The sequence below is a fragment of the Pseudomonas sp. KBS0710 genome (assembly GCF_005938045.2).
Taxonomy (GTDB): domain Bacteria; phylum Pseudomonadota; class Gammaproteobacteria; order Pseudomonadales; family Pseudomonadaceae; genus Aquipseudomonas.
The window spans coordinates 5,000,200-5,018,852 of the sequence record NZ_VCCF02000001.1 but is presented as its reverse complement, the minus strand read 5'-3'; the positions used below and the strand labels follow the sequence as shown (position 1 = coordinate 5,018,852).

18 protein-coding genes and 1 tRNA gene are annotated in these 18,653 nt (G+C 60.6%); 11 read left to right on the top strand and 8 right to left on the bottom strand.

Annotation, left to right across the window (positions count from 1 at the left end; all coding sequences use genetic code 11):
* The first annotated feature begins 116 nt into the window (after positions 1 to 116).
* Positions 117 to 1,454, top strand: coding sequence for an MFS transporter (locus tag FFI16_RS23065; RefSeq protein WP_138817451.1), 1,338 nt, complete (start codon positions 117 to 119; stop codon positions 1,452 to 1,454).
* A gap of 120 nt (positions 1,455 to 1,574) precedes the next feature.
* On the opposite strand, the gene FFI16_RS23060 is transcribed toward FFI16_RS23065, so the two are convergent.
* Positions 1,575 to 2,384, bottom strand: coding sequence for an AraC family transcriptional regulator (locus tag FFI16_RS23060; protein ID WP_017137672.1), 810 nt, complete (start codon positions 2,382 to 2,384; stop codon positions 1,575 to 1,577).
* Between the two features lie 137 nt (positions 2,385 to 2,521).
* On the opposite strand from FFI16_RS23060, the gene FFI16_RS23055 reads away from it, so the two are divergent.
* On the top strand, positions 2,522 to 3,160 hold the full coding sequence (locus FFI16_RS23055; RefSeq protein ID WP_138816965.1) for a LysE family translocator: 639 nt from the start codon (positions 2,522 to 2,524) through the stop codon (positions 3,158 to 3,160).
* Between the two features lie 44 nt (positions 3,161 to 3,204).
* Positions 3,205 to 4,299, top strand: a complete 1,095-nt coding sequence (ddlA, locus tag FFI16_RS23050; protein WP_138816964.1) for a D-alanine--D-alanine ligase — start codon at positions 3,205 to 3,207, stop codon at positions 4,297 to 4,299.
* A gap of 50 nt (positions 4,300 to 4,349) precedes the next feature.
* On the opposite strand, the gene pgeF is transcribed toward ddlA, so the two are convergent.
* The 7 genes from pgeF to FFI16_RS23015 form a co-directional block, all read right to left on the bottom strand.
* The gene (pgeF, locus tag FFI16_RS23045) at positions 4,350 to 5,072 is read right to left on the bottom strand and encodes a peptidoglycan editing factor PgeF (protein WP_138816963.1); all 723 of its coding nucleotides are present in this window, start codon (positions 5,070 to 5,072) and stop codon (positions 4,350 to 4,352) included.
* Positions 5,073 to 5,097: 25 nt separating this feature from the next.
* Positions 5,098 to 6,927: a gamma-glutamyltransferase gene (gene ggt / locus FFI16_RS23040; protein ID WP_138816962.1), complete on the bottom strand. Its 1,830-nt coding sequence runs from the start codon at positions 6,925 to 6,927 to the stop codon at positions 5,098 to 5,100.
* A 35-nt stretch (positions 6,928 to 6,962) separates the two neighbouring features.
* Positions 6,963 to 7,742 (bottom strand): PhzF family phenazine biosynthesis protein, encoded by a 780-nt coding sequence (locus FFI16_RS23035; RefSeq protein WP_138816961.1) that lies wholly within the window; start codon positions 7,740 to 7,742, stop codon positions 6,963 to 6,965.
* A gap of 96 nt (positions 7,743 to 7,838) precedes the next feature.
* On the bottom strand, positions 7,839 to 8,672 hold the full coding sequence (locus FFI16_RS23030; RefSeq protein WP_138816960.1) for an EamA family transporter: 834 nt from the start codon (positions 8,670 to 8,672) through the stop codon (positions 7,839 to 7,841).
* Complete coding sequence (gene rimJ, locus FFI16_RS23025) at positions 8,669 to 9,235, bottom strand: ribosomal protein S5-alanine N-acetyltransferase (protein ID WP_178112706.1); 567 nt, start codon at positions 9,233 to 9,235, stop codon at positions 8,669 to 8,671. The genes FFI16_RS23030 and rimJ overlap by 4 nt, the downstream gene beginning before the upstream one ends.
* A 95-nt stretch (positions 9,236 to 9,330) precedes the next feature.
* Positions 9,331 to 9,407: transfer RNA gene (locus FFI16_RS23020), tRNA-Met, on the bottom strand.
* Positions 9,408 to 9,837: 430 nt separating this feature from the next.
* A complete protein-coding gene (locus FFI16_RS23015; protein WP_138816959.1) occupies positions 9,838 to 10,383 on the bottom strand; it encodes an RNA polymerase sigma factor in 546 nt (181 codons plus the stop codon).
* Between the two features lie 263 nt (positions 10,384 to 10,646).
* On the opposite strand from FFI16_RS23015, the gene FFI16_RS23010 reads away from it, so the two are divergent.
* Genes FFI16_RS23010 through sctR form a run of 8 tightly spaced genes read left to right on the top strand, consistent with a single transcriptional unit; the run spans position 10,647 to position 18,650 of the window.
* Positions 10,647 to 11,744: a TyeA family type III secretion system gatekeeper subunit gene (locus FFI16_RS23010; protein WP_138816958.1), complete on the top strand. Its 1,098-nt coding sequence runs from the start codon at positions 10,647 to 10,649 to the stop codon at positions 11,742 to 11,744.
* Positions 11,741 to 13,834 carry a type III secretion system export apparatus subunit SctV gene (gene sctV / locus FFI16_RS23005; protein WP_138816957.1) on the top strand — a complete coding sequence of 698 codons (2,094 nt, stop codon included), beginning with the start codon at positions 11,741 to 11,743 and terminating at the stop codon, positions 13,832 to 13,834. The genes FFI16_RS23010 and sctV overlap by 4 nt, the downstream gene beginning before the upstream one ends.
* 37 nt (positions 13,835 to 13,871) lie before the next feature.
* Positions 13,872 to 14,771 (top strand): FHA domain-containing protein, encoded by a 900-nt coding sequence (locus FFI16_RS23000; protein ID WP_178112705.1) that lies wholly within the window; start codon positions 13,872 to 13,874, stop codon positions 14,769 to 14,771.
* Positions 14,768 to 16,123: a FliI/YscN family ATPase gene (locus tag FFI16_RS22995; RefSeq protein ID WP_138816955.1), complete on the top strand. Its 1,356-nt coding sequence runs from the start codon at positions 14,768 to 14,770 to the stop codon at positions 16,121 to 16,123. The genes FFI16_RS23000 and FFI16_RS22995 overlap by 4 nt, the downstream gene beginning before the upstream one ends.
* On the top strand, positions 16,110 to 16,538 hold the full coding sequence (locus FFI16_RS22990) for a YscO family type III secretion system apparatus protein (RefSeq protein ID WP_138816954.1): 429 nt from the start codon (positions 16,110 to 16,112) through the stop codon (positions 16,536 to 16,538). Before FFI16_RS22995 ends, FFI16_RS22990 begins: the two co-directional genes overlap by 14 nt.
* On the top strand, positions 16,535 to 16,990 hold the full coding sequence (locus tag FFI16_RS22985) for a type III secretion system HrpP C-terminal domain-containing protein (protein ID WP_138816953.1): 456 nt from the start codon (positions 16,535 to 16,537) through the stop codon (positions 16,988 to 16,990). The genes FFI16_RS22990 and FFI16_RS22985 overlap by 4 nt, the downstream gene beginning before the upstream one ends.
* The gene (locus FFI16_RS22980) at positions 16,990 to 18,000 is read left to right on the top strand and encodes a FliM/FliN family flagellar motor switch protein (RefSeq protein ID WP_138816952.1); all 1,011 of its coding nucleotides are present in this window, start codon (positions 16,990 to 16,992) and stop codon (positions 17,998 to 18,000) included. The genes FFI16_RS22985 and FFI16_RS22980 overlap by 1 nt, the downstream gene beginning before the upstream one ends.
* Positions 17,997 to 18,650 (top strand): type III secretion system export apparatus subunit SctR, encoded by a 654-nt coding sequence (gene sctR, locus FFI16_RS22975; protein ID WP_138816951.1) that lies wholly within the window; start codon positions 17,997 to 17,999, stop codon positions 18,648 to 18,650. The genes FFI16_RS22980 and sctR overlap by 4 nt, the downstream gene beginning before the upstream one ends.
* Positions 18,651 to 18,653 lie beyond the last annotated feature (3 nt).

Here is an 18,653-nt window from a genome sequence, read left to right as displayed (position 1 = left end):
AAGTCATTACTGAAAGGTTGGTGATGCTATTTATCATCTGATGCGCATAAAAGACACTGGCAGCCTCTTATTTTGGACAGGACGCTGCAATGTCTCCCTCTCGACCCTCTGGCTGGATGCTGGTGCTGCTGGCCACTGCGCAACTGATCATCGCCCTGGATGCCACCATCGTGTTCGTGGCCTTGCCACAGATCGGCGCTCACCTGGATTTTTCCGCTCAGCAATTGCAGTGGGTGGTCAGCGCCTACAGTGTGGCGTTTGGCGGTTTCCTGTTGCTGGGTGGTCGGGCTACGGATCTGCTTGGCAAGCGCCGCTTGTATCGAACTGGGCAGGCCCTGTATGCGTTGGCGTCGCTGGCGGCAGTGCTGGGCGGCAGCGCGGTATTGCTGGTGCTGGCGCGGGCGGTGCAAGGCGTGGGCGGGGCGTTGTTGTTCCCGGCCACATTGGCGCTGATCAATACCCACTATGCCGAAGGCCCGGCGCGCAACCGCGCGTTTGCGGTGTGGAGCGCGGCGTCGGCAGCGGGGTTGGCCCTCGGCGCGTTGCTGGGGGGCGTATTGACCCAGGTGTGGGGCTGGGGAGCGGTGTTTCTGGTGAATGTGCCGCTGGCCGGCGGCTGTGCGTGGGCGGCGCGCTACTGGATCCCGGCCGATGGCGAGCGCGTGCGCGGGCGCAAGTTTGATATCGGAGGCGCGCTGACCGTGACCGTTGGTGGCACCTTGCTGGTATTTTCGCTGGTGCAAGGCCCGGAATGGGGTTGGGTCGCTCCCTCGACGTTGGGTTGCATCGCCCTGGCTGTGGCGCTGCTCGGGTTGTTCGCCTGGATCGAACAGCGCGGCCGCGACCCACTGATGCCGCTGCGGCTGTTTGCCTATCGGGAGCTGCGCATGGCCATGGTGCTGACGGCGGTGTTCATGAGCAGCTTCGGTGTGCAGTACTACTTCCTGGCGCTGTATTACCAGCAGGTTTATGGCTACAGCGTGTTGCAAGCGGGGTTGGCGTTTTTGCCGGCGACCCTGGTGTGTACGTTCGGCATCTGGCTGGCGGAGCGCTCGCTGGCAAGGCTCGGGTTGCGCAACACCTTGATCACCGGGCAACTGGCGGGTGCGGTGGGCATTGCACTGGTGTGCTGGGCGCTGCCGACGGGCGTGGGGTTCTGGTCGTTGTTGCCGGGGATTTTTATCTTGAGCATCGGCCAAGGCATGACCTGGACGGCGATGTGGGTGGCGGCGGGCTTGGGTATCCGGCCAGGCGAGCAAGGTGTGGCGGCGGGTATGGCCTCTACCAGCCAGCAGATTGGCGGGGCGTTGGGGCTGGCGATGCTGGTGTCGGTTGCCAATAGCGGTGGGATCGAGCTGGCGTTGTGGTGGAGTGCGGCGATTGCCTTGGTGGGCGGCGTGTTGGCGCTGCGCCTCAAAGCGCCCGCGCCGAGCGCTATATTTAAAACAACCTGAATCAAATGTGTGTGTGGGGCTTGCTCGCGAAAGCGGAGTGTCAGTCGACTAATAATTGGCTGACCCACCGCATTCGCGAGCAAGCCCGCTCCCACATTTACTGTATTTCAAGTCAGAGGATCAGCGCCCGAGCATCTTCACCCACCGCGACGGCGGCATGCCATAGGTGCTGCGAAATTGCCGGGTCATATGGCTTTGGTCGGTAAAGCCTGCTGTCAGCGCCGCATCCACCAGCGATTGGCCTTGGGCCAGCAAGCTGCGCACCAAATCCAGCCGGCGCATGGTCAGGTAGCGGTAGGGGCTGGTGCCGAACAACAAACGAAAATCCCGCGATAGTGCCCAACGATCACGGCCGCAGTGGTCGGCCATTTCATCCAGGGTGATGCTGCGGCCAAGGGCGCTGTGGATAAACTCACGGGCGCGCTCGGCGGCCACGTAATCGAACGATTTGCGGCTGATGATTGCGCCGGATGCCGCGTTCAGCGCGTGTGCCAGGTCGAACAGGGCGTCCTGTTCCTGCATCGGATCAACCGGGCAGTCGAGGTTTTGCAGCAACACTTCGCTGGCGCGAAACAGGCGCGGGTCAGTCGACAGGCCGTTGTGGATAAACGGTAAGGGCCGACCACCGAGGATCTGCTGGATCAGCGCCGGCTCCACATAAATCATCCGGTACTTGAAACCCTCCACGCTGCTGGCGCGGCCGTCATGGGATTCATCGGGGTGAATCACCATGGTCCGGCCCGGCAGGCTATGGGTCATGCAGCCGCGGTAGTGATAGCTCTGCACGCCAAACAAGGTGCGGCCGATGGCGTAGGTGTCATGGCGATGCGGGTCGAACGCAAAGCCGGCGAAGTACGCCTCGATACGGTCAAGGCCGCTGGCGTGCGGGGCGCGGTGCAGCCAGTCGAGGGTAGAAGTGGGTTGGCCCATGGTGACTTGTCACAAGTAGAGGTGGAAACACGTTAACCGAGTCTGCAGCGGTTGTCTGCCGGGGTCTTGTACGATTGTGCAAGCGTGGGGCGAGGCCTATGATCCGGGTTCGTGTACTGCGCTGACGGAGCTGCCCCATGGATTTTTTCAACCCCGCCTATGTGGCACCGCTGGTCTCGCTGGCTCTGCTGTGGACGGTCGCTGTGGTGACGCCCGGGCCCAACTTTTTCAACACAGCGCAGTTGGCTGCCAGCTGTTCCAGGCGCCATGGCGTTGTGGCCTCGGCTGGCGTGGCCAGCGGCACGATCATTTGGGGCTTGGCGGGCGGCCTGGGCATCAAGTCGCTGTTTACTGCCGCGCCCATGCTCTACCTGGCGTTCAAGATTATCGGCGGTTGTTACCTGATTTACCTTGGGCTCAAGTTGTTCAAGCGCTCGGCTCCGTCTGTTGGCCAGGCCGTGCTGCCCGACGAACCGCAGCGCTCATTGTTTTCCGCCTGGCGCTTCGGGTTGTTGGGCAACTTGTCCAACCCCAAGGCCGCGCTGTTCGTCGCCACGGCGTTTGCCTCGACCATGCCGCCGTCTCCTTCGCCCGCCTTGTTGACCCTGGCAGTCATCACCATGGCCACCTTGTCGTTCAGTTGGTATTCCAGCGTTGCCCTGGTGTTTTCCAGCGAGCGCATGGCCAACCTTTACGCGCGTTCACGTAAATGGCTCGACCGCTTTGCCGGCGGTTGCTACCTGCTGTTCGGCGCACATCTGGTAGCGAATCGCTGACCGCTCATGGTAAGAAGCCTTACTTTCAACAGTGAGGCCGGGTCATGAGCAAGGTGCGGGTAGGTATTATTTTCGGTGGCCGTTCGGCCGAGCACGAAGTCTCGTTGCAGTCGGCGCGTAATATCGTCGATGCGCTGGACCGTTCGCGCTTTGAGCCCATCTTGATCGGTATCGACAAGGCCGGCCACTGGCACCTCAACGACACGTCGAACTTTCTGATCAACCAGGAAAACCCGGCGCTCATCGCCCTCAACCACTCCAACCGTGAGCTGGCGGTAGTGCCGGGCAAGGCCAACCAGCAAGTGGTGGAAACCGCTGGGCAGGGCCTGCTGGAACACATCGATGTGATCTTCCCCATCGTCCACGGCACCCTCGGGGAAGACGGCTGCCTGCAAGGCCTGCTGCGCATGGCCGACCTGCCTTTCGTCGGCTCCGACGTGCTGGGTTCGGCGGTCTGCATGGACAAAGATGTCAGCAAGCGTCTGCTACGCGATGCCGGTATTGCTGTCACGCCGTTTATCACCCTGACACGCCGCAATGCAGCGCGTACTTCGTTCGAAACGGCTGTGAATAAGCTCGGTTTGCCAATGTTCATCAAACCCGCCAACCAGGGATCTTCGGTGGGTGTGAGTAAGGTTGGCAACGAAGCCGAGTATCACGCCGCCGTAGAGCTGGCCTTGGGCTTCGATGAAAAAGTGCTGGTGGAATCTGCGGTCCAAGGCCGTGAAATCGAATGCGCCGTATTGGGCAACGACAACCCCATCGCCAGTGGCTGTGGCGAGATTGTGGTGAGCAACGGCTTCTATTCCTACGACAGCAAATACATCGACGGGCAGGCGGCCCAAGTGGTGGTGCCGGCCGATATCAGCGTCGACGCCAGCGAGCGCATTCGTCACCTGGCTATCGAGGCGTTTGAGGTATTGGGCTGCGCGGGGTTGGCGCGGGTTGATGTGTTCCTCACCGATGATGGTGAGGTGCTGATCAACGAGATCAACTCATTGCCAGGCTTCACGCGTATCAGCATGTACCCGAAGCTGTGGCAGGCGGCGGGGATGAGTTACAGCGAGCTGGTAAGCCGGTTGATCGAGCTGGCGCTGGAGCGGCATGCGGGGCGTAAGGGGCTAAAGATCAGCCGATGAAATGACTCGAGTAAAATGTGGCGCCCTCGCCACAGATTCAGGGCGCGCGATTAAGATTTGCGAGCAATCCACGAATAGATCAACGTCTTCGCTTCATCAGGGTTATGCGTGCGCCTGCGATAACTGGCGAAGCTGGCGGAAGTGCAATACGTACACACTTCACTGACTTCGATCTGCTCACGCTTAAGCCCTGCCGCTTGCAGCAACATCACCCCGTAGCCGCTCAAATCAAACCAGGCACTTGCCGTTTGCCTGGCATAGGGCGGGGCAATTTCGGGGGGCAGCAATGGCGGCGGTTGTACGCAGCTCCACGGCGCCCGACCGTCACGCCACAGGTGGCCTTGGTCGGCCTGAAACTGCGCTATAAAGTCCTCGCTCACTTCATAGCAACACGCTTTGATCGACGGTCCGATAGCCACCTGCAACTGCTCCACGGCGATGCCTTCGTCGGCAAATTGCTGCACTGCGTTGGCGATAATCCCGCTTTGCAAACCCTTCCAGCCACCATGCACCGCCGCGACCCTCGCACCGTCTTCAGTTGCGATGAGAATGGGCAGACAATCGGCCGTGATCACCGCGATCGGTTGATGCTCGCGCGTGAACACGCCATCCGCCGCCACGCTGTTGGTTGCCAGCTGCGCCTGCCATTCAATCACCGTCGCGCTGTGTACCTGCTTGCAGATGAACACCGCGTCCGGGCGCGCAGGATCATTGATTGAACAAAAACCATGGTCGACGCCGGGGAGGGCGCCGAGATTATCAGCCTGTTGCACGGCACTCTCTCCGTTTGTAGAACATTTAGTCGCCGACCGCTTCGCCTTCACGCCGAGGGTCGGCGCCGCCGCTAAGCGTGACCTTGCCTTGGGCATCGCGCGTGCGAACAATGGCCTGGATGCCGCTGGTCATATCGATTTCGCTCAACGCGTGGCCCTTGTCCCGCAGCGCTTGTTTCAACGCAGGGCTGAACAGGCCGGCTTCCAATTCGGTCGCGCCATTGCGGCTGCCGAAGTTGGGCAGGCTGATAGCGGCTTGCGGGTCGAGGTTCCAGTCGAGCATGGCCACCAGGGATTTACTCACGTACTCGATGATTTGCGAACCGCCCGGTGAACCCACCGTCGCCAGCAGCTCGCCGCTCTGGCGATCGAACACCAGGGTCGGGGCCATGGCCGAGCGCGGGCGCTTGCCGGGCTCGACGCGGTTGGCTACGGGCTGGCCGTTTTCTTGCGGGATAAACGAAAAGTCGGTCATCTGGTTGTTGAGCAAAAAGCCCTGGACCATCACGTGGGAGCCGAACGCCGCTTCCACCGTGGTGGTCATCGACACTGCACCGCCCTGGTCATCCACCGCCACCACTTGCGAGGTGGAGATGCGCAGCGGCGAGCGGTCCGGCGCGTAGGCCACCTGGATGCCCGCCGGTGTGCCCGGCTTGGCAATGCCCATGCTGCGTTCGCCAATCAAGGTGGCGCGCTGTGCCAGGTAGTTGGGGGCGATAAGGCCCGCGACCGGTACCGGCGTGAAGTCCGAGTCGGCCACATACAGCGCACGGTCGGCAAACGCCAGGCGGCCGGCTTCGGCGATCAGGTGCACGGCTTCGGGCACAGGCTCAAGGCCGGCAGGCGAGGCGCTCTTCACCGGTTTCATCGGCGCGATGGCCAGGCGCGGGTCGCGTGCCTCTACTGCCTGCAAGGTGCCGAGGATCTGCGCGACGGCTATTCCGCCGGACGACGGCGGCGGCATGCCGCACACCCGGTATTGCTTGTAGTCGGTACACAGCGGCGTGCGTTCCTTGGCGGTGTAGCCCTTAAGGTCAGCCTGCGAGAGGCTGCCCGCATTGCGATTACCCTGGACCTTGCGCGCGATTTCATCGGCAATAGGGCCGTGGTACAGCGCGTCTGGCCCTTCCTTGGCGATGCGCTTGAACACAGCCGCCAGCGCCGGGTTTTTCAACAGTGTGCCGGTGGCTTTAGGCGTGCCGTCGGCGTTCAAAAAGTAAGCCGCCATTTCCGGCGACTGCGGAATGTAGCGGTCGGCAGCAATCAGCGCGTGCAGGCGTGGGGAAATTGCGAAGCCTTGTTCCGACAGTCGAATCGCCGGTTCAAACAGCTTGGCCCATTGCAGGTGCCCGGTCTTTTGATGCGCCATCTGCAGTGCCCGCAAGACGCCCGGCGTGCCGACCGAACGCCCGCCAATCTGCGCTTCGGGAAACGCCATCGGCGTGCCGTCGGCCTTCAGGAACAGGCGCTCAGTCGCGCCGGCGGGGGCTGTTTCACGGCCGTCATAGGCGTGCACGTTCTTGCCGTCCCACAGCATGATGAACGCGCCTCCGCCGATGCCGGAAGACTGCGGCTCCACTAGGGTCAGCACTGCCTGCATCGCTATCGCCGCATCAATTGCCGAACCGCCCTGGCGCAACATCTCGCGCCCGGCTTCGGCCGCCAGCGGGTTGGCGGCGGCGGCCATATGGCGTTCGGCGTGGCGGGTGGTGAGGTCGGTGCGGTAACCCGAGCCCAGTTCCGGTGCCGGAGGCTGTTCGTTGACGGGGGGGTGACAGCCGGCCAGCGCCAGGGCTGCGGCAATCATCGACAGTTGACGGCGGGAAATCGAAAACACGCGCTGAACTCCGTTCATTTTGAGAATGATCTGTTGTCCTTGGGTGGTCCTTTTTACAGGTAAATCGTGCCTTGCAGGTAAAGTGCTGCATGGCCTGAGATGATCACGCGGTCGCCATTGAGCTCACACCGCAGTTGCCCACGGCGCTTGCCGCCCTGTTCGGCGCTCAACTGCGACTTGCCCAGGCGCTCGGCCCAGAACGGTGCCAACGAGGTGTGGGCTGAGCCGGTGACCGGGTCTTCATTGACGCCCACGTTCGGGCCAAACCAACGGGAAATAAAATCAAAGCGCGTGCTTTTGGCCGTCACCGCTACCCCGCGTTTGGGCAGGCCCTTGAGGCGTGCAAAATCTGGCGTGAGTGCCGCGACCTGGGCTTCGTCATCGACCAGGACGATGTAGTCGTCAGTGGCATACACCTCGGCGTGTTCGAGCCCCAGCGCGCTCAACAGGCCGGCTGGCGGCTCGCAGCGCTCGGGCTGTTTGGCCGGGAAGTCCATTGCCAGTTCGTCGCCATTGCGCGTCACGCGAAGCTCGCCGCTGCGGGTAGCAAAGCGCAATACTTCAGGGGCATTCGGCAGTTTGTGAATCAACACCCAGGCGGCGGCCAACGTTGCATGGCCACACAGGTCCACTTCGACTTCGGGGGTGAGCCAGCGCAGCTCATACACCTCGCCACGGGGCACGAAAAATGCGGTTTCCGACAGGTTGTTTTCAGCGGCGATTTGATGCAGTTGTTCTGTGGGCAGCCACTCGGTCAGCGGGCAGACAGCCGCCGGGTTACCGCCGAAGACCTGTTGGCTGAACGCGTCGACTTGATAGATATCCAGTTTCATCACAGGTGCTCCATGTAGGGAGGCAGGACACTAGCAGCGGGTTACCTGGAGCGTCAAAGTACAGATCCTCAGTTTTTTTGTGCGCATGTGTCCTGGTCAGCCCAGGCGCAACACCATCGCCCCGACGGCAATAAAGCCGGCGGCAATGATACGAGTCCGCGTGAGATGCTCTTTGAGCACCCAGGCCGAAATCACTACGCCGAACAGGATCGAGGTCTCACGCAAGGCCGAAACCGTCGCGATGGGTGCTTGGGTCATTGCCCACAGCGCCAAGCCGTATGACGCTACAGTGCCTGCGCCCCCGACGGCGCCAAGCCGCCAGTTGCCGACGACGTAGCGACAGAACGCTGCACGCCGGGCAGCTAAAGCCCACGCGGCTAGCGGGATGCCGGTCAGCAAAAATATCCACAGCGTGTAAGCCGCTGGTGCGCCGGACTTGCGCACGCCCAGGCCATCGATCAGCGTATAGCCGGCTATCACCAGGGCGTTGATCAGCGCCAGCACCAGCCCTTTGTTATGCCCGGCCGAGGGCGCTGCGGCCATGCTCAAGATACCCAGGCAGATCACGCCAATGCCAAGCCAGGCAAACGCCGACAGCGGCTCGTGCAACACCAGCACACTCACCAATGCCACCAGCAGCGGCGCCGTGCCGCGCATGATCGGATAGGTCTGGCTCATGTCGGCAATGCGGTAGGTCGAGGCCACCAGCACGAAATACAGCACCTGCAACACCACGGATGCGCCGATGAAGGGCCAGCTCTCTCTGGCCGGTAGCGCCAGGAAAGGGATGGCCGCCAGCGCAAGCAATGACGCGGCGGATGCGATCATGCAGGTGGTCAGCAGCTTGTCGACGCCGCCTTTGACCACCGCATTCCAGGTGGCGTGAAGGGCGGCGCCCAGCATGATGATTGCGAATACGCTCAGGCTCATGCGTCACCGTTCGTGGGGTTGATCAGCGACGTCAATATATGGTCCGCCCACACGCCATTGATCTTCAGGTAGGCCCGCGCGTGGCCCTCACGCTCAAAGCCCAACCGCTCAAGCAGGCGTGCGCTGCGTTGGTTTTCGGGCCTGTAGTTGGCCATGATACGGTGCAGTTTCATCTCTACGAACACATAGTCAATCGCGGCGCTCAGCGCTTGGCGCATCAACCCTTGGCCTTGGGCCGTCTCATCAAGTGCGTAGCCCAAATGGCAGGCCTCGAATGCGCCGCGCACTATGTTGCTGAAGTTGCAGCTGCCGATTATCCGGTCGTCGCGCAGTATCAGCAGATGCAAGGCTTCACCGCTGGTGGTTTTCTCGGCCATGGCTTCGAGGCGCTGGGTAATGGCGCCGAGTTCGAAGAAGTCATCATCGCGAGTCGGTTCCCAGGGTTGAAGGTACGCGCGGTTTTGCACCAGGTACGCTTGCAAGGCTTGAGCGTGACGAGGGTGAGCTGCGTGCAGTGTCAGCCGTTCGGTGGTGATGCCATGGGTGGGGAAGAGGGGGTTCACGTATCGCCTCCTTGTGGTTGGGGGCGAGTATGCCTGAGCCCTTTTCTGCAGGCATAAAAAAACGGCCTACCTTTCGGTAAGCCGTTTTTAGTACTTGGTGGCTACGCAGGGACTTGAACCCCGGACCCCAGCATTATGAATGCTATGCTCTAACCAACTGAGCTACGTAGCCAAGTGGCGCGCATTATTCGCGTAGAACGCATATGCGTCAAGCGTTTATTTCAAAATTTTATCTACGCTTTCAACTGTTTAAACAAAATCAGGCCAAACGGCGACGAGTGGTGTGGCGGGTACGGGTGTTTCAGTCACGAAGATCCAAGGTGGGAGCGGGCTTGCTCGCGAAAGCAGATTGTCAGTTGATGCATGTGTTGACTGGCGTACCGCTTTCGCGAGCAAGCCCGCTCCCACATGGGTTTTGCGCTGTTCTGCTGACGGTATTGAATGCGTGATCGCAAGGGTGTGGTGCTGCAGGCCATTTGACAATGAGCGCCAAGGTGCCATTCGGCGCGGCTTGTGATCCTGTTTTTGCGCACGGTAAAAGCGTAATTCGGTTGGGCAGATATCCCTGCCGCCCAACGCTTGCCCCCCGGGCCAGCTTACGGTTACGACGGGTTGTGCGTGACGCGTTTCAAGTGTTCGCGCGCCCGTGACAGGCGTGAGCGAACGGTGCCAATGGGGATGTCCAGCACGTCGGCGGTGTCCTGGTAACTCCCATCGGTCTCCAACGAGGCGTAAAGCGTCTTACGCATTTCCGCCGGCAAGTGATCAATGGCGCTCAAGGTTTTTTCCAGTCGGCGGTTGATCTCGAATTCCCAATCCAGATTCTTGTTTTCCTCTTGGCCATGCCACAGCGATTCATCGAATTCGCAATGCACCGGTTTGGCATACAGGCGCCGGAAATGGTTGCGGACCAGGTTTTGCGCAATGCCGCACATCCAGGTACTGAGGGTGGCCTGGCCACTGAACCGCTCTCTGTTGCGCCAAGCCTCCAGGTAGGTCAATTGCAGGATGTCGTCGGCGTCCTCGGGGTTGAGTACGCGTTTATGAATAAAACGCCGGAGTTTTTTCTGCTGGTCGTCCGTCAGTTGGAGCATGAATTGAGGCGAGTCGCCAACGAGCTGCGCTAAAGCTTCAATAGGGATATTCACGATTTTTTCCTCAGGGTAGACGCTATCGAAGTAAGTTCGACGGGAACCCCTTTTGCACTGGCTGTGCCAAATGAAAAAATCGCTTAACTCGCTGATTTATAGATATAAATATATTGAAATAGTGTGATTTTGCGCAGGTACTTGCAAAACGGCAGGTGGTTTTGTGCGGGTATTTTCAAAGCAAAGAGTGTGTGTGGTTTTGATGGAACTGTATGGCACGGGGTTGCCACATAGAGACACAAACTCCCTGTCCTGGCATGCCCATGAAAGTCGAATTCAACCCCGATCTGCACAGAATCCAGCGCTTGGAGCCGTCCGTTTCCGAGACGGTCGCTGCGACCCGATCGCAGGATGCTGCGCCAGGTTTGGATGCGCTCGCCGGCATTTTCAGCCAGGAAGCCGCCGCTCACAGCACCGCGTTGACCCGACGCGCCATTAGCGGGCCTGTCACACCTGTCGAGCAACTCGCGCAGCTCTATGATCGGCTCGGCCATCCCGCCCAGAAAAGCCTGGCAAAGATGGTCATCGTGGCCAGGCAGTATCTGGAGCGCCAGCAGAGTCTCGAAAAGTTAGTCGAACTTACGGGTGGGGACCCTGCACGTACCTTTGTTGTGCTGCGTCAACTGACGGCGCAGGCCGAAGCACTCGTGCGCCAGACCCAGGCAGCGTCGACGCGTGACGCGCAAGTCAAAAGCGAGGCGGCACTGGCACGTGCTGCGCTGGCCAAGCTGGAGATTCAGTACAAGCGGGAGATCCAGGCGGGCCTCAATATTGCCCTGGCCCTGCAGTCAGGCAGTGATGATCCTGCGCAATGCCAGGCGATACGTACGCTCTACTACGCCAATGTGGTCGTGCGCCAATCCCTGGCCAGCATGATGCAGGCGCTTTTGAAAGAGTACGGTGGCGAGCAGTTTGCGGTCGGGCTCAATCTCATGCGCCGGGCCCTGGCGGATGATATTGCGGCGTACGTCTCGTCGATTCCTACCGCCAAATTGCGCACGCTTTTGTTGGGGTTACAGAGCTGTGGTCAATTGGGCGGGGTGCTGTCCAATTGCCAAGACCTGGTTCAGCGTCTGAACGTTGAACACGACGCCGTTGACCTGTTGCAGCGTCTATTGGGTTATGCCGGCAATGGCATTGCCCCCTCCGAGGTTCAACTGCTGGCGGATGACTTGGCAGGGGATGCGGCGGCCCGCCAGTTGGCCTCTCTCAATGCGCTTTATCCCTTGATCAAAGGTTTGCCTGCGGCCTTATGGCGCGACTCGCGGGGGCGTGAGGAGGCTTTGCATAACTTCCTGCTCGTGATGGATGAGTTCACGCGCCTGGAGAAGGGCCAGATTGAGCCGAGGGCGTTGATGTGACGGTACTGGCGTTTATCAACCGCTGGCTGCTCAAGGTCGCACAACGTGCTGAAGTCCTTGGTGCTGTCGTGGTACTGGCGATTGTGTTTATCTTCATCGTGCCACTGCCGACCTGGCTGGTGGATATCCTCATCGCGCTGAACATCTGTATTGCCTGCTTGCTGATCGTTCTGGCGCTTTACCTGCCGGGGCCTTTGGCGTTTTCGTCGTTCCCCTCGATTCTGCTGCTGACCACCATGTTTCGCCTGGCACTGTCGATTGCGACCACGCGGTTGATCCTGCTGGAGCAGGACGCCGGTGACATCGTCGAGGCGTTCGGCAACTTTGTGGTGGGTGGCAACCTGGCCGTAGGGTTGGTGATCTTCATGATCCTCACCCTGGTCAACTTTCTGGTGATCACCAAGGGTTCCGAGCGGGTTGCCGAAGTGGCCGCACGCTTCAGCCTGGACGCGATGCCCGGCAAGCAGATGTCTATCGACAGCGACTTGCGTGCAGGACTGATCGACGGTAATCAGGCGCGGGACAAGCGCGACCAGTTGTCTCGCGAGAGCCAGCTGTTCGGGGCCATGGACGGCGCCATGAAGTTCGTCAAGGGCGATGCCGTTGCAGGTCTGGTGATCGTGCTGATCAACCTGTTGGGCGGCTTTTCCACAGGCATGTTCCAGCATGGCATGAGCGCCGGCGAATCCATTGCGTTGTATTCGGTATTGACCATCGGTGACGGTTTGATTGCGCAAATCCCTGCGCTGCTGATCTCGCTGACGGCCGGCATGATCATCACCCGCGCCGCGCCGGATGGGCGCCGGGGCGTCACTAACATGGGCGCAGAAATTGCCCGTCAGATGACCAGCGAACCCAAGAGCTGGATGATTGCATCGGTGGGTATGCTCGCGTTTGCGGCGTTGCCTGGCATGCCGACCCTGGTGTTTATTTTTATCTCACTGATGACGGGCTCCCTGGGCTATTACCTCGCGCGCCAACGTCAACGCCAGGAAGCTCCCGCGGCCGAGGCCACGCAGGCCGTGCGCCCGGAAGAAAACGGTGAAGAGGACTTGCGCGGCTTTGACCCGTCACGCCCCTATCTGCTGCAGTTTTCTCCCGTCTTGCGTGGAACGCCCGAGGTGGTTGATCTGGTTCATGGCCTTCGTCAGACCCGCAATGCGCTCGTTGCGAATATCGGGTTGACGTTGCCGCCGTTCGAAGTCGAACTCGACGACTCGTTGGCGGACGACGAAATGCGCTTCTGCGTACACGAAGTGCCGATGATCAAGGCTTCGGTTGTTACGCAAGTTGCCGTGGAGCGTACAGCCTTGGCGCAAGTACCGGAGCACGCGATACCAGGCCTGGCCGAACGTGATGAGCAGGATTGGGTGTGGTTGGCGCCAGATGATCCTTTGCTTGATGACCCCGCGCTTGAGCGCTTCACTGCGACGAACCTGATCGTCGAGCGCATGAAGCAGGCGATGATGCTCTCCGGCCCCCAGTTCCTGGGGATCCAGGAGAGTAAGTCAATTCTCAGCTGGCTTGAACACAACCAGCCGGAGCTGGTGCAGGAACTACAGCGAATCATGCCGCTGTCGCGGTTCTCGGCGGTCCTGCAACGCCTGGCTGGCGAAGGTGTACCGCTGCGCGCCGTGAGGTTGATTGTCGAGTCGCTGATTGAATACGGCCAGCATGAACGAGAGCCGGACGCTTTGGCGGACTACGCGCGTATTGCGCTCAAATCGCAGATTTTCCACCAGTACAGTGAGGCCGACGGCCTGCATGCCTGGCTGCTGTCTCCACAGACCGAAAACGTGCTGCGCGAATCGCTGCGCCAGACCCAGACCGGGGTGTTCTTCGCCCTTGATAATGACAGCAGCGCGTCACTGATCCACCTGCTCAACCAAGCCTTCGTGGCTCGCCCCAAAAGCAAAAGCGTGATGCTGGTGGCGCAGGATTTGCGCAGCCCTTTGCGCACTCTATTGCTCGAAGAATTCAACCATGTCCCTGTGATGTCTTTTGCCGAATTGGGGAGCACCTCAAAGGTGAAAGTGTTGGGGCGTTTTGACCTTGGCCAGACCGAGCTGATGCGTGGTACGGCTGCATGAAGACTGCGCCAGTTTCAGCACAGCGGAGCGTCCAATGATGTTCGAGCTGCGTGTTCTCGATGGCCTGCACCAAGGGGCTGCGCTGCCGCTGTTCGGTGAGCAGTGGAGCATCGGTGCTCATGCAGAGGCTGACTTGGTGCTGAGCGACCCAGGGATCGCCGAGCAGCACGCGGTGTTGCGGTTGGTCGGCTCCATATGGTCGGTGCAGGCCCAGGCGGGGTTGTTGCAAGGCGCAAAAGGGCAGGTAGTGGCGCAGATCACGCATCTGGCGCTGGGCGAACAATTTGGCGTGGGCGCCATTCGGCTGTATGTCGCCGTGGCGGATCAGCCTTGGCCCGAAGCACCCGCGCCGGCAACGCCAGCCAAGGTTATGGCCAAAGAAGCGCCCCAGACGTTGAAGTTGTCGGCCCTTGGCCACTCGCAGCAAAAGCGTTTGATCAGTGTGGTGCTGGTGGTCGCAGTCATCATCATGGTGGTGGGCATTGCCTCCACCGGGGAGCGTGATCCGCAGGCCTCGTTGATGCCGGCAGTACCCCAGAAAACCGAACTGGCCTCGCCGTTCGAGGTGCGCCAGCAGTTGCTGAATATGCTCAGTGAGCGTGATTTGAGCCAGCGGGTCAGTTTGCAGGTGATCAATGGCCAGGTTGCGCTCAACGGCGATGTTTCCGAGGAGGATCTGGCGTTGGTGACGCGCATGCTCGACCGTTTTGGTGAGCAGTTCGACAGCGTTGTGCCAGTGATCAGCCGTGTGCGTGCGCACGACAATGAGCTGCCATTCAAGATCGTTCAGATTATCGGAGGGGCGAATGGTCACGTCGTGCTGGAGGATGGCAACCGACTGTTTGTAGGAGACCAAGTGGACGACTTGCGCCTGGTGATGATTGACAACAGCAAGGTGGTTTTCGAGGGCGCGCAGCGCTATGAGGTGCGCTGGTGATCAATGATTTGCAGGCGCGCCTCGACACATGGCAGCGGCACCAGTCCCAGACGCTGGCAGGTTTTGCGCCGGTGACGATACGCGGGCGTGTGCAGCGTGTGAACGGCATGTTACTGCAATGTCGACTGCCTCAGGCACGCATAGGCGACTTGTGCCAAGTGGAAAAGCAAGGCGAGCACATGCTCGCCGAAATTATCGGGTTCGACCAGCAGGATGCCGTGCTCAGTGCGCTGGGTAACCTGGAAGGCGTGCGTGTGGGGGCGAGCGTAGAACGCCTGGGCATATCCCATCAGGTACAGGTCAGCGAGAAGTTGTTGGGCCAGGTGCTGGATGGATTTGGGCGGCCGATTACCGGTGAAGGCGCCAGCGCTTTTGCGCTGGCCGACACGGCGGACACCAGCCCCGTTTTGTGCGAAGCGCCTTTGCCCACCGACAGGCCGCGAATCAACCGCGCGCTGGCCACGGGCGTGCGTTCGATCGATGGCCTGTTGACGCTGGGCGAGGGGCAGCGTGTCGGCCTGTTTGCCGGGGCCGGCTGCGGCAAGACCACGTTGCTGGCGGAGATAGCCCGCAACGTTGAGTGTGACGTGATTGTGTTCGGCCTGATCGGCGAGCGAGGCCGGGAGCTGCGCGAGTTTCTTGATCATGAACTCGATGATCAACTGCGCGCCAAAGCCGTCCTGGTGTGTGCCACCTCTGATCGTTCGAGCATGGAGCGGGCGCGCGCAGCCTTCACGGCGACAGCCTTGGCCGAAGGCTTCCGACGCAAGGGCAAGCGCGTGCTGCTTCTGATCGATTCCCTCACACGGTTCGCCAGGGCCCAGCGAGAAATTGGCCTCGCCGCCGGCGAGCCCCTGGGCCGTGGTGGCTTGCCACCTTCGGTGTACAGCCTGTTGCCGCGCTTGGTCGAGCGTGCCGGGTTGACGCGTGAAGGCGTGATCACGGCGATCTACACGGTGCTGATCGAGCAGGATTCCATGAGCGACCCGGTGGCCGATGAAGTTCGCTCGCTGCTCGACGGCCATATCGTGCTGTCTCGCAAGCTGGCCGAGCGTGGGCACTATCCGGCAGTGGACGTATTGGCCAGCCTTTCGAGGATCTTGAGCAACGTGGCCGAGCCCGGGGATATCCAGGCCGGCACGGCGCTACGTCGGCTGTTGTCGGCGTACCAGCAAATCGAGCTGATGCTCAAGCTGGGTGAGTACCAGCCAGGTAGCGATGCATTGACCGACTTGGCGGTAGACAGTCGCAGCGCAGTGGACAGTTTCCTGCGCCAGGACTTGCGTGAACCCTCGCCGATGACAGCCACACTGGAGCAACTCAAGGAGCTGACGGCCTATGTCCCGTTCTGACGTGTCGATGGCGGATATCGAGACCTTGCGACGCCTGCGCCGTCATCGGGCCGACCGCGCTGAACGGGCCTTGCGTGAGGCCAAGCGAGCGCGGCAAACCCTGCAGGCCCATATTCAACAGGCCCAGCAAGCCCTTGAGCAAACCCGTCAGGAGGAGGCTCGGCAAAGTGCGCAGTTGCTCAGCGAGCATCAGGGCCAGGTGCTCACGCTCAAAGCGCTGAACGCCTGGGGGTCACAAGAGCGTTCGTTGTCGGCCAGCACTTTGCGCGACGAAAGCCAGGTGCAGGCACTGCAAGCGCAGCACAAGGACAAGGACATCCAGGTGGGCAATGCCCAGAAGTACGCCACGGAGTGTTTGCGCCAGGTGGAAAAACTTCAGGAACTGTCCAATTTGCTCGCTCAGGATTCGCTATGACACAGGTTTCAAATACCGCGCCTGAGCATCGACGCACGCGTGAGCTACGGGAGGAACGCGAGCCTGGCGTGGGGGCGTACGTTCCCTTGGAACAAGGGCGACTGTTTGCGCATCTGCTTGCCGGCGGTGCTGCAGAGAAGCGTTTTGGGCATTCGCGCCTGGATATCAAAGCCTCAGTCGAGGCCGCCAAGGCCGATGTATTGGTCGACCAACTCGTGGCGCCGATTCAGGCCGGTACACAGTGGCCGCTGCAATTCGTACTGAGCTTGCCACGCCTGGGGCGGATCAACGCCCTTGTACATCGTGAGCAAAGCAGTTGGGCCATTGAACTGGACGCAGAGGACGATGCCACCAACCATTGGCTGCGTGGTGTGCGGCAGCAGTGCCAGGAGCGGTGCTCGCAAGCCTTGGGGCAACCGGTCAAGTTCTATCTGCCAGGTGACTGTACGTGATGAAGGTGCCCTTTTTGGCGCTGCCTGTGGTCAAGCAGGACACGGTGGCTGCGCGCCGCAGGCTGGGGCGTGGGCTGCGTTTACCGTTTCAGGTTGCAGGGCAAGCGGGTGAGCTGCTGATCGAGCCCGGGCGTGCCCCTGTTGGCGGCGAGGCGTTGTGTTTTGAAACCGCCCTCGGCGTGTTGGCGTTCGCCGAGGCGGGGCCCTTGTTGAGCCTGCTGGGTGAATGCCCCGTGCCATTGGCCAAGGCTGGAAACGACCCACATTCATGGTTCTGGGCGTTGTTTGAGCACCACCTCAGTCCCCAAGTGAAAGCGCTGTTTGGCTATATGCGCTTGCTGGTGACTGCGCGTCCGGTGGGTTTTGGCTGCCGATTCAGCGTGACATTGGGAGCCTCTCGGGTCGTGGGCTACGTGTGGCTGGCCCACCAGAGCTTTCTGGCGTTGTGCGAGGCCGCGCCTTGGCGCTCTATCGCCGCGCCGATGCCGGCGCAGTTCCAGCTGGCAATTGCCGTGCCCCTTGGGACCTTGCAGCTACCCATCGCACAAGTGCGCAGCCTGCGGATGGGTGATGTGCTGGTGCTCGAGCAGGCTTTTTTTCAATCCCAGGGCAATGGCTACGTGCAGGTCGGCAGGCAGCGCCTGCACGGCTGCATTGACGATGACACCGGGCCGCTGTGCCTGACCCTGACTTCTATAGAGGACACGAGTGTGAACGAGGACTTTTCAGCATCCTATTACGCTGAGCCGGAAGATGAACCCGTGGCCGAAGTATTCGGGCACGAGCCGTTCGATGACTTGAGCATGGCGTTAAGCGTGCGTTGTGGAATGCTCAACTTGACGCTGGGCGAGCTGCGCAACCTGGTTGAGGGTTCAGTATTGGGCATTACCGGTTATGCACCGGGAATGGCCGGCCTGTACTACGGTGATCGGCCGATCGGCCAGGGGCAGTTGGTGGAAGTGGATGGGCGCTTGGGCCTGCAGGTGACGCGAGTGGTTTTTTCGCGATGAGTATTCAGGGCATAGACCCCTTTGTACTTGCACTTTTCCTGGGCGCATTGTCACTGATGCCCATGCTGTTGATTGTGTGCACGGCCTTCTTGAAAATTGTCATCGTGCTGATGATCACCCGCAACGCGATAGGCGTGCAGCAAGTACCACCGAGCATGGCCATCAATGGCATCGCGCTGGCGGCGACGCTCTTTATCATGGCGCCGGTGGGTTACGAGATCGCCGAAACCGTGAAGGTCTCGCCGCTGGATTTAAGCAGTGTGCAAATGGCCCTGCACACCGGCGGGGAGGCGATCAAACCCTTGCGCGCATTCATGCTGCGCAATATTGATCCGGATGTGTTGACGCACTTGCTGGAGAACACTGGGCGCCTATGGCCGGCCGCCATGGCCCAGGAAGTTCAGCGAGAAGACCTGATTCTGTTGGTACCTGCCTTTGTGCTGTCGCAATTGCAGGCGGGGTTCGAGATCGGCTTCCTCATCTACATTCCGTTCATTGTGATCGACCTGATTGTCTCCAATTTGCTCCTGGCATTGGGTATGCAGATGGTCTCGCCGATGACCATTTCCCTGCCGCTCAAACTGTTGTTGTTCGTGATGGTTTCCGGGTGGTCACGGCTGCTCGACAGCCTCTTCTTTTCTTATCTCTGAGTG

Coding starts and splice junctions, on each gene's coding strand:
- FFI16_RS23065 (WP_138817451.1), top strand. CDS start 117: ATGCTGGTGCTGCTGGCCACTGCGCAACTGATCATCGCCCTGGATGCC.
- FFI16_RS23060 (WP_017137672.1), bottom strand. CDS start 2,384: ATGGGCCAACCCACTTCTACCCTCGACTGGCTGCACCGCGCCCCGCAC.
- FFI16_RS23055 (WP_138816965.1), top strand. CDS start 2,522: ATGGATTTTTTCAACCCCGCCTATGTGGCACCGCTGGTCTCGCTGGCT.
- ddlA (WP_138816964.1), top strand. CDS start 3,205: ATGAGCAAGGTGCGGGTAGGTATTATTTTCGGTGGCCGTTCGGCCGAG.
- ggt (WP_138816962.1), bottom strand. CDS start 6,927: ATGAACGGAGTTCAGCGCGTGTTTTCGATTTCCCGCCGTCAACTGTCG.
- FFI16_RS23035 (WP_138816961.1), bottom strand. CDS start 7,742: ATGAAACTGGATATCTATCAAGTCGACGCGTTCAGCCAACAGGTCTTC.
- FFI16_RS23030 (WP_138816960.1), bottom strand. CDS start 8,672: ATGAGCCTGAGCGTATTCGCAATCATCATGCTGGGCGCCGCCCTTCAC.
- FFI16_RS23010 (WP_138816958.1), top strand. CDS start 10,647: ATGAAAGTCGAATTCAACCCCGATCTGCACAGAATCCAGCGCTTGGAG.
- FFI16_RS23000 (WP_178112705.1), top strand. CDS start 13,872: ATGTTCGAGCTGCGTGTTCTCGATGGCCTGCACCAAGGGGCTGCGCTG.
- FFI16_RS22990 (WP_138816954.1), top strand. CDS start 16,110: ATGTCCCGTTCTGACGTGTCGATGGCGGATATCGAGACCTTGCGACGC.
- FFI16_RS22985 (WP_138816953.1), top strand. CDS start 16,535: ATGACACAGGTTTCAAATACCGCGCCTGAGCATCGACGCACGCGTGAG.
- FFI16_RS22980 (WP_138816952.1), top strand. CDS start 16,990: ATGAAGGTGCCCTTTTTGGCGCTGCCTGTGGTCAAGCAGGACACGGTG.
- sctR (WP_138816951.1), top strand. CDS start 17,997: ATGAGTATTCAGGGCATAGACCCCTTTGTACTTGCACTTTTCCTGGGC.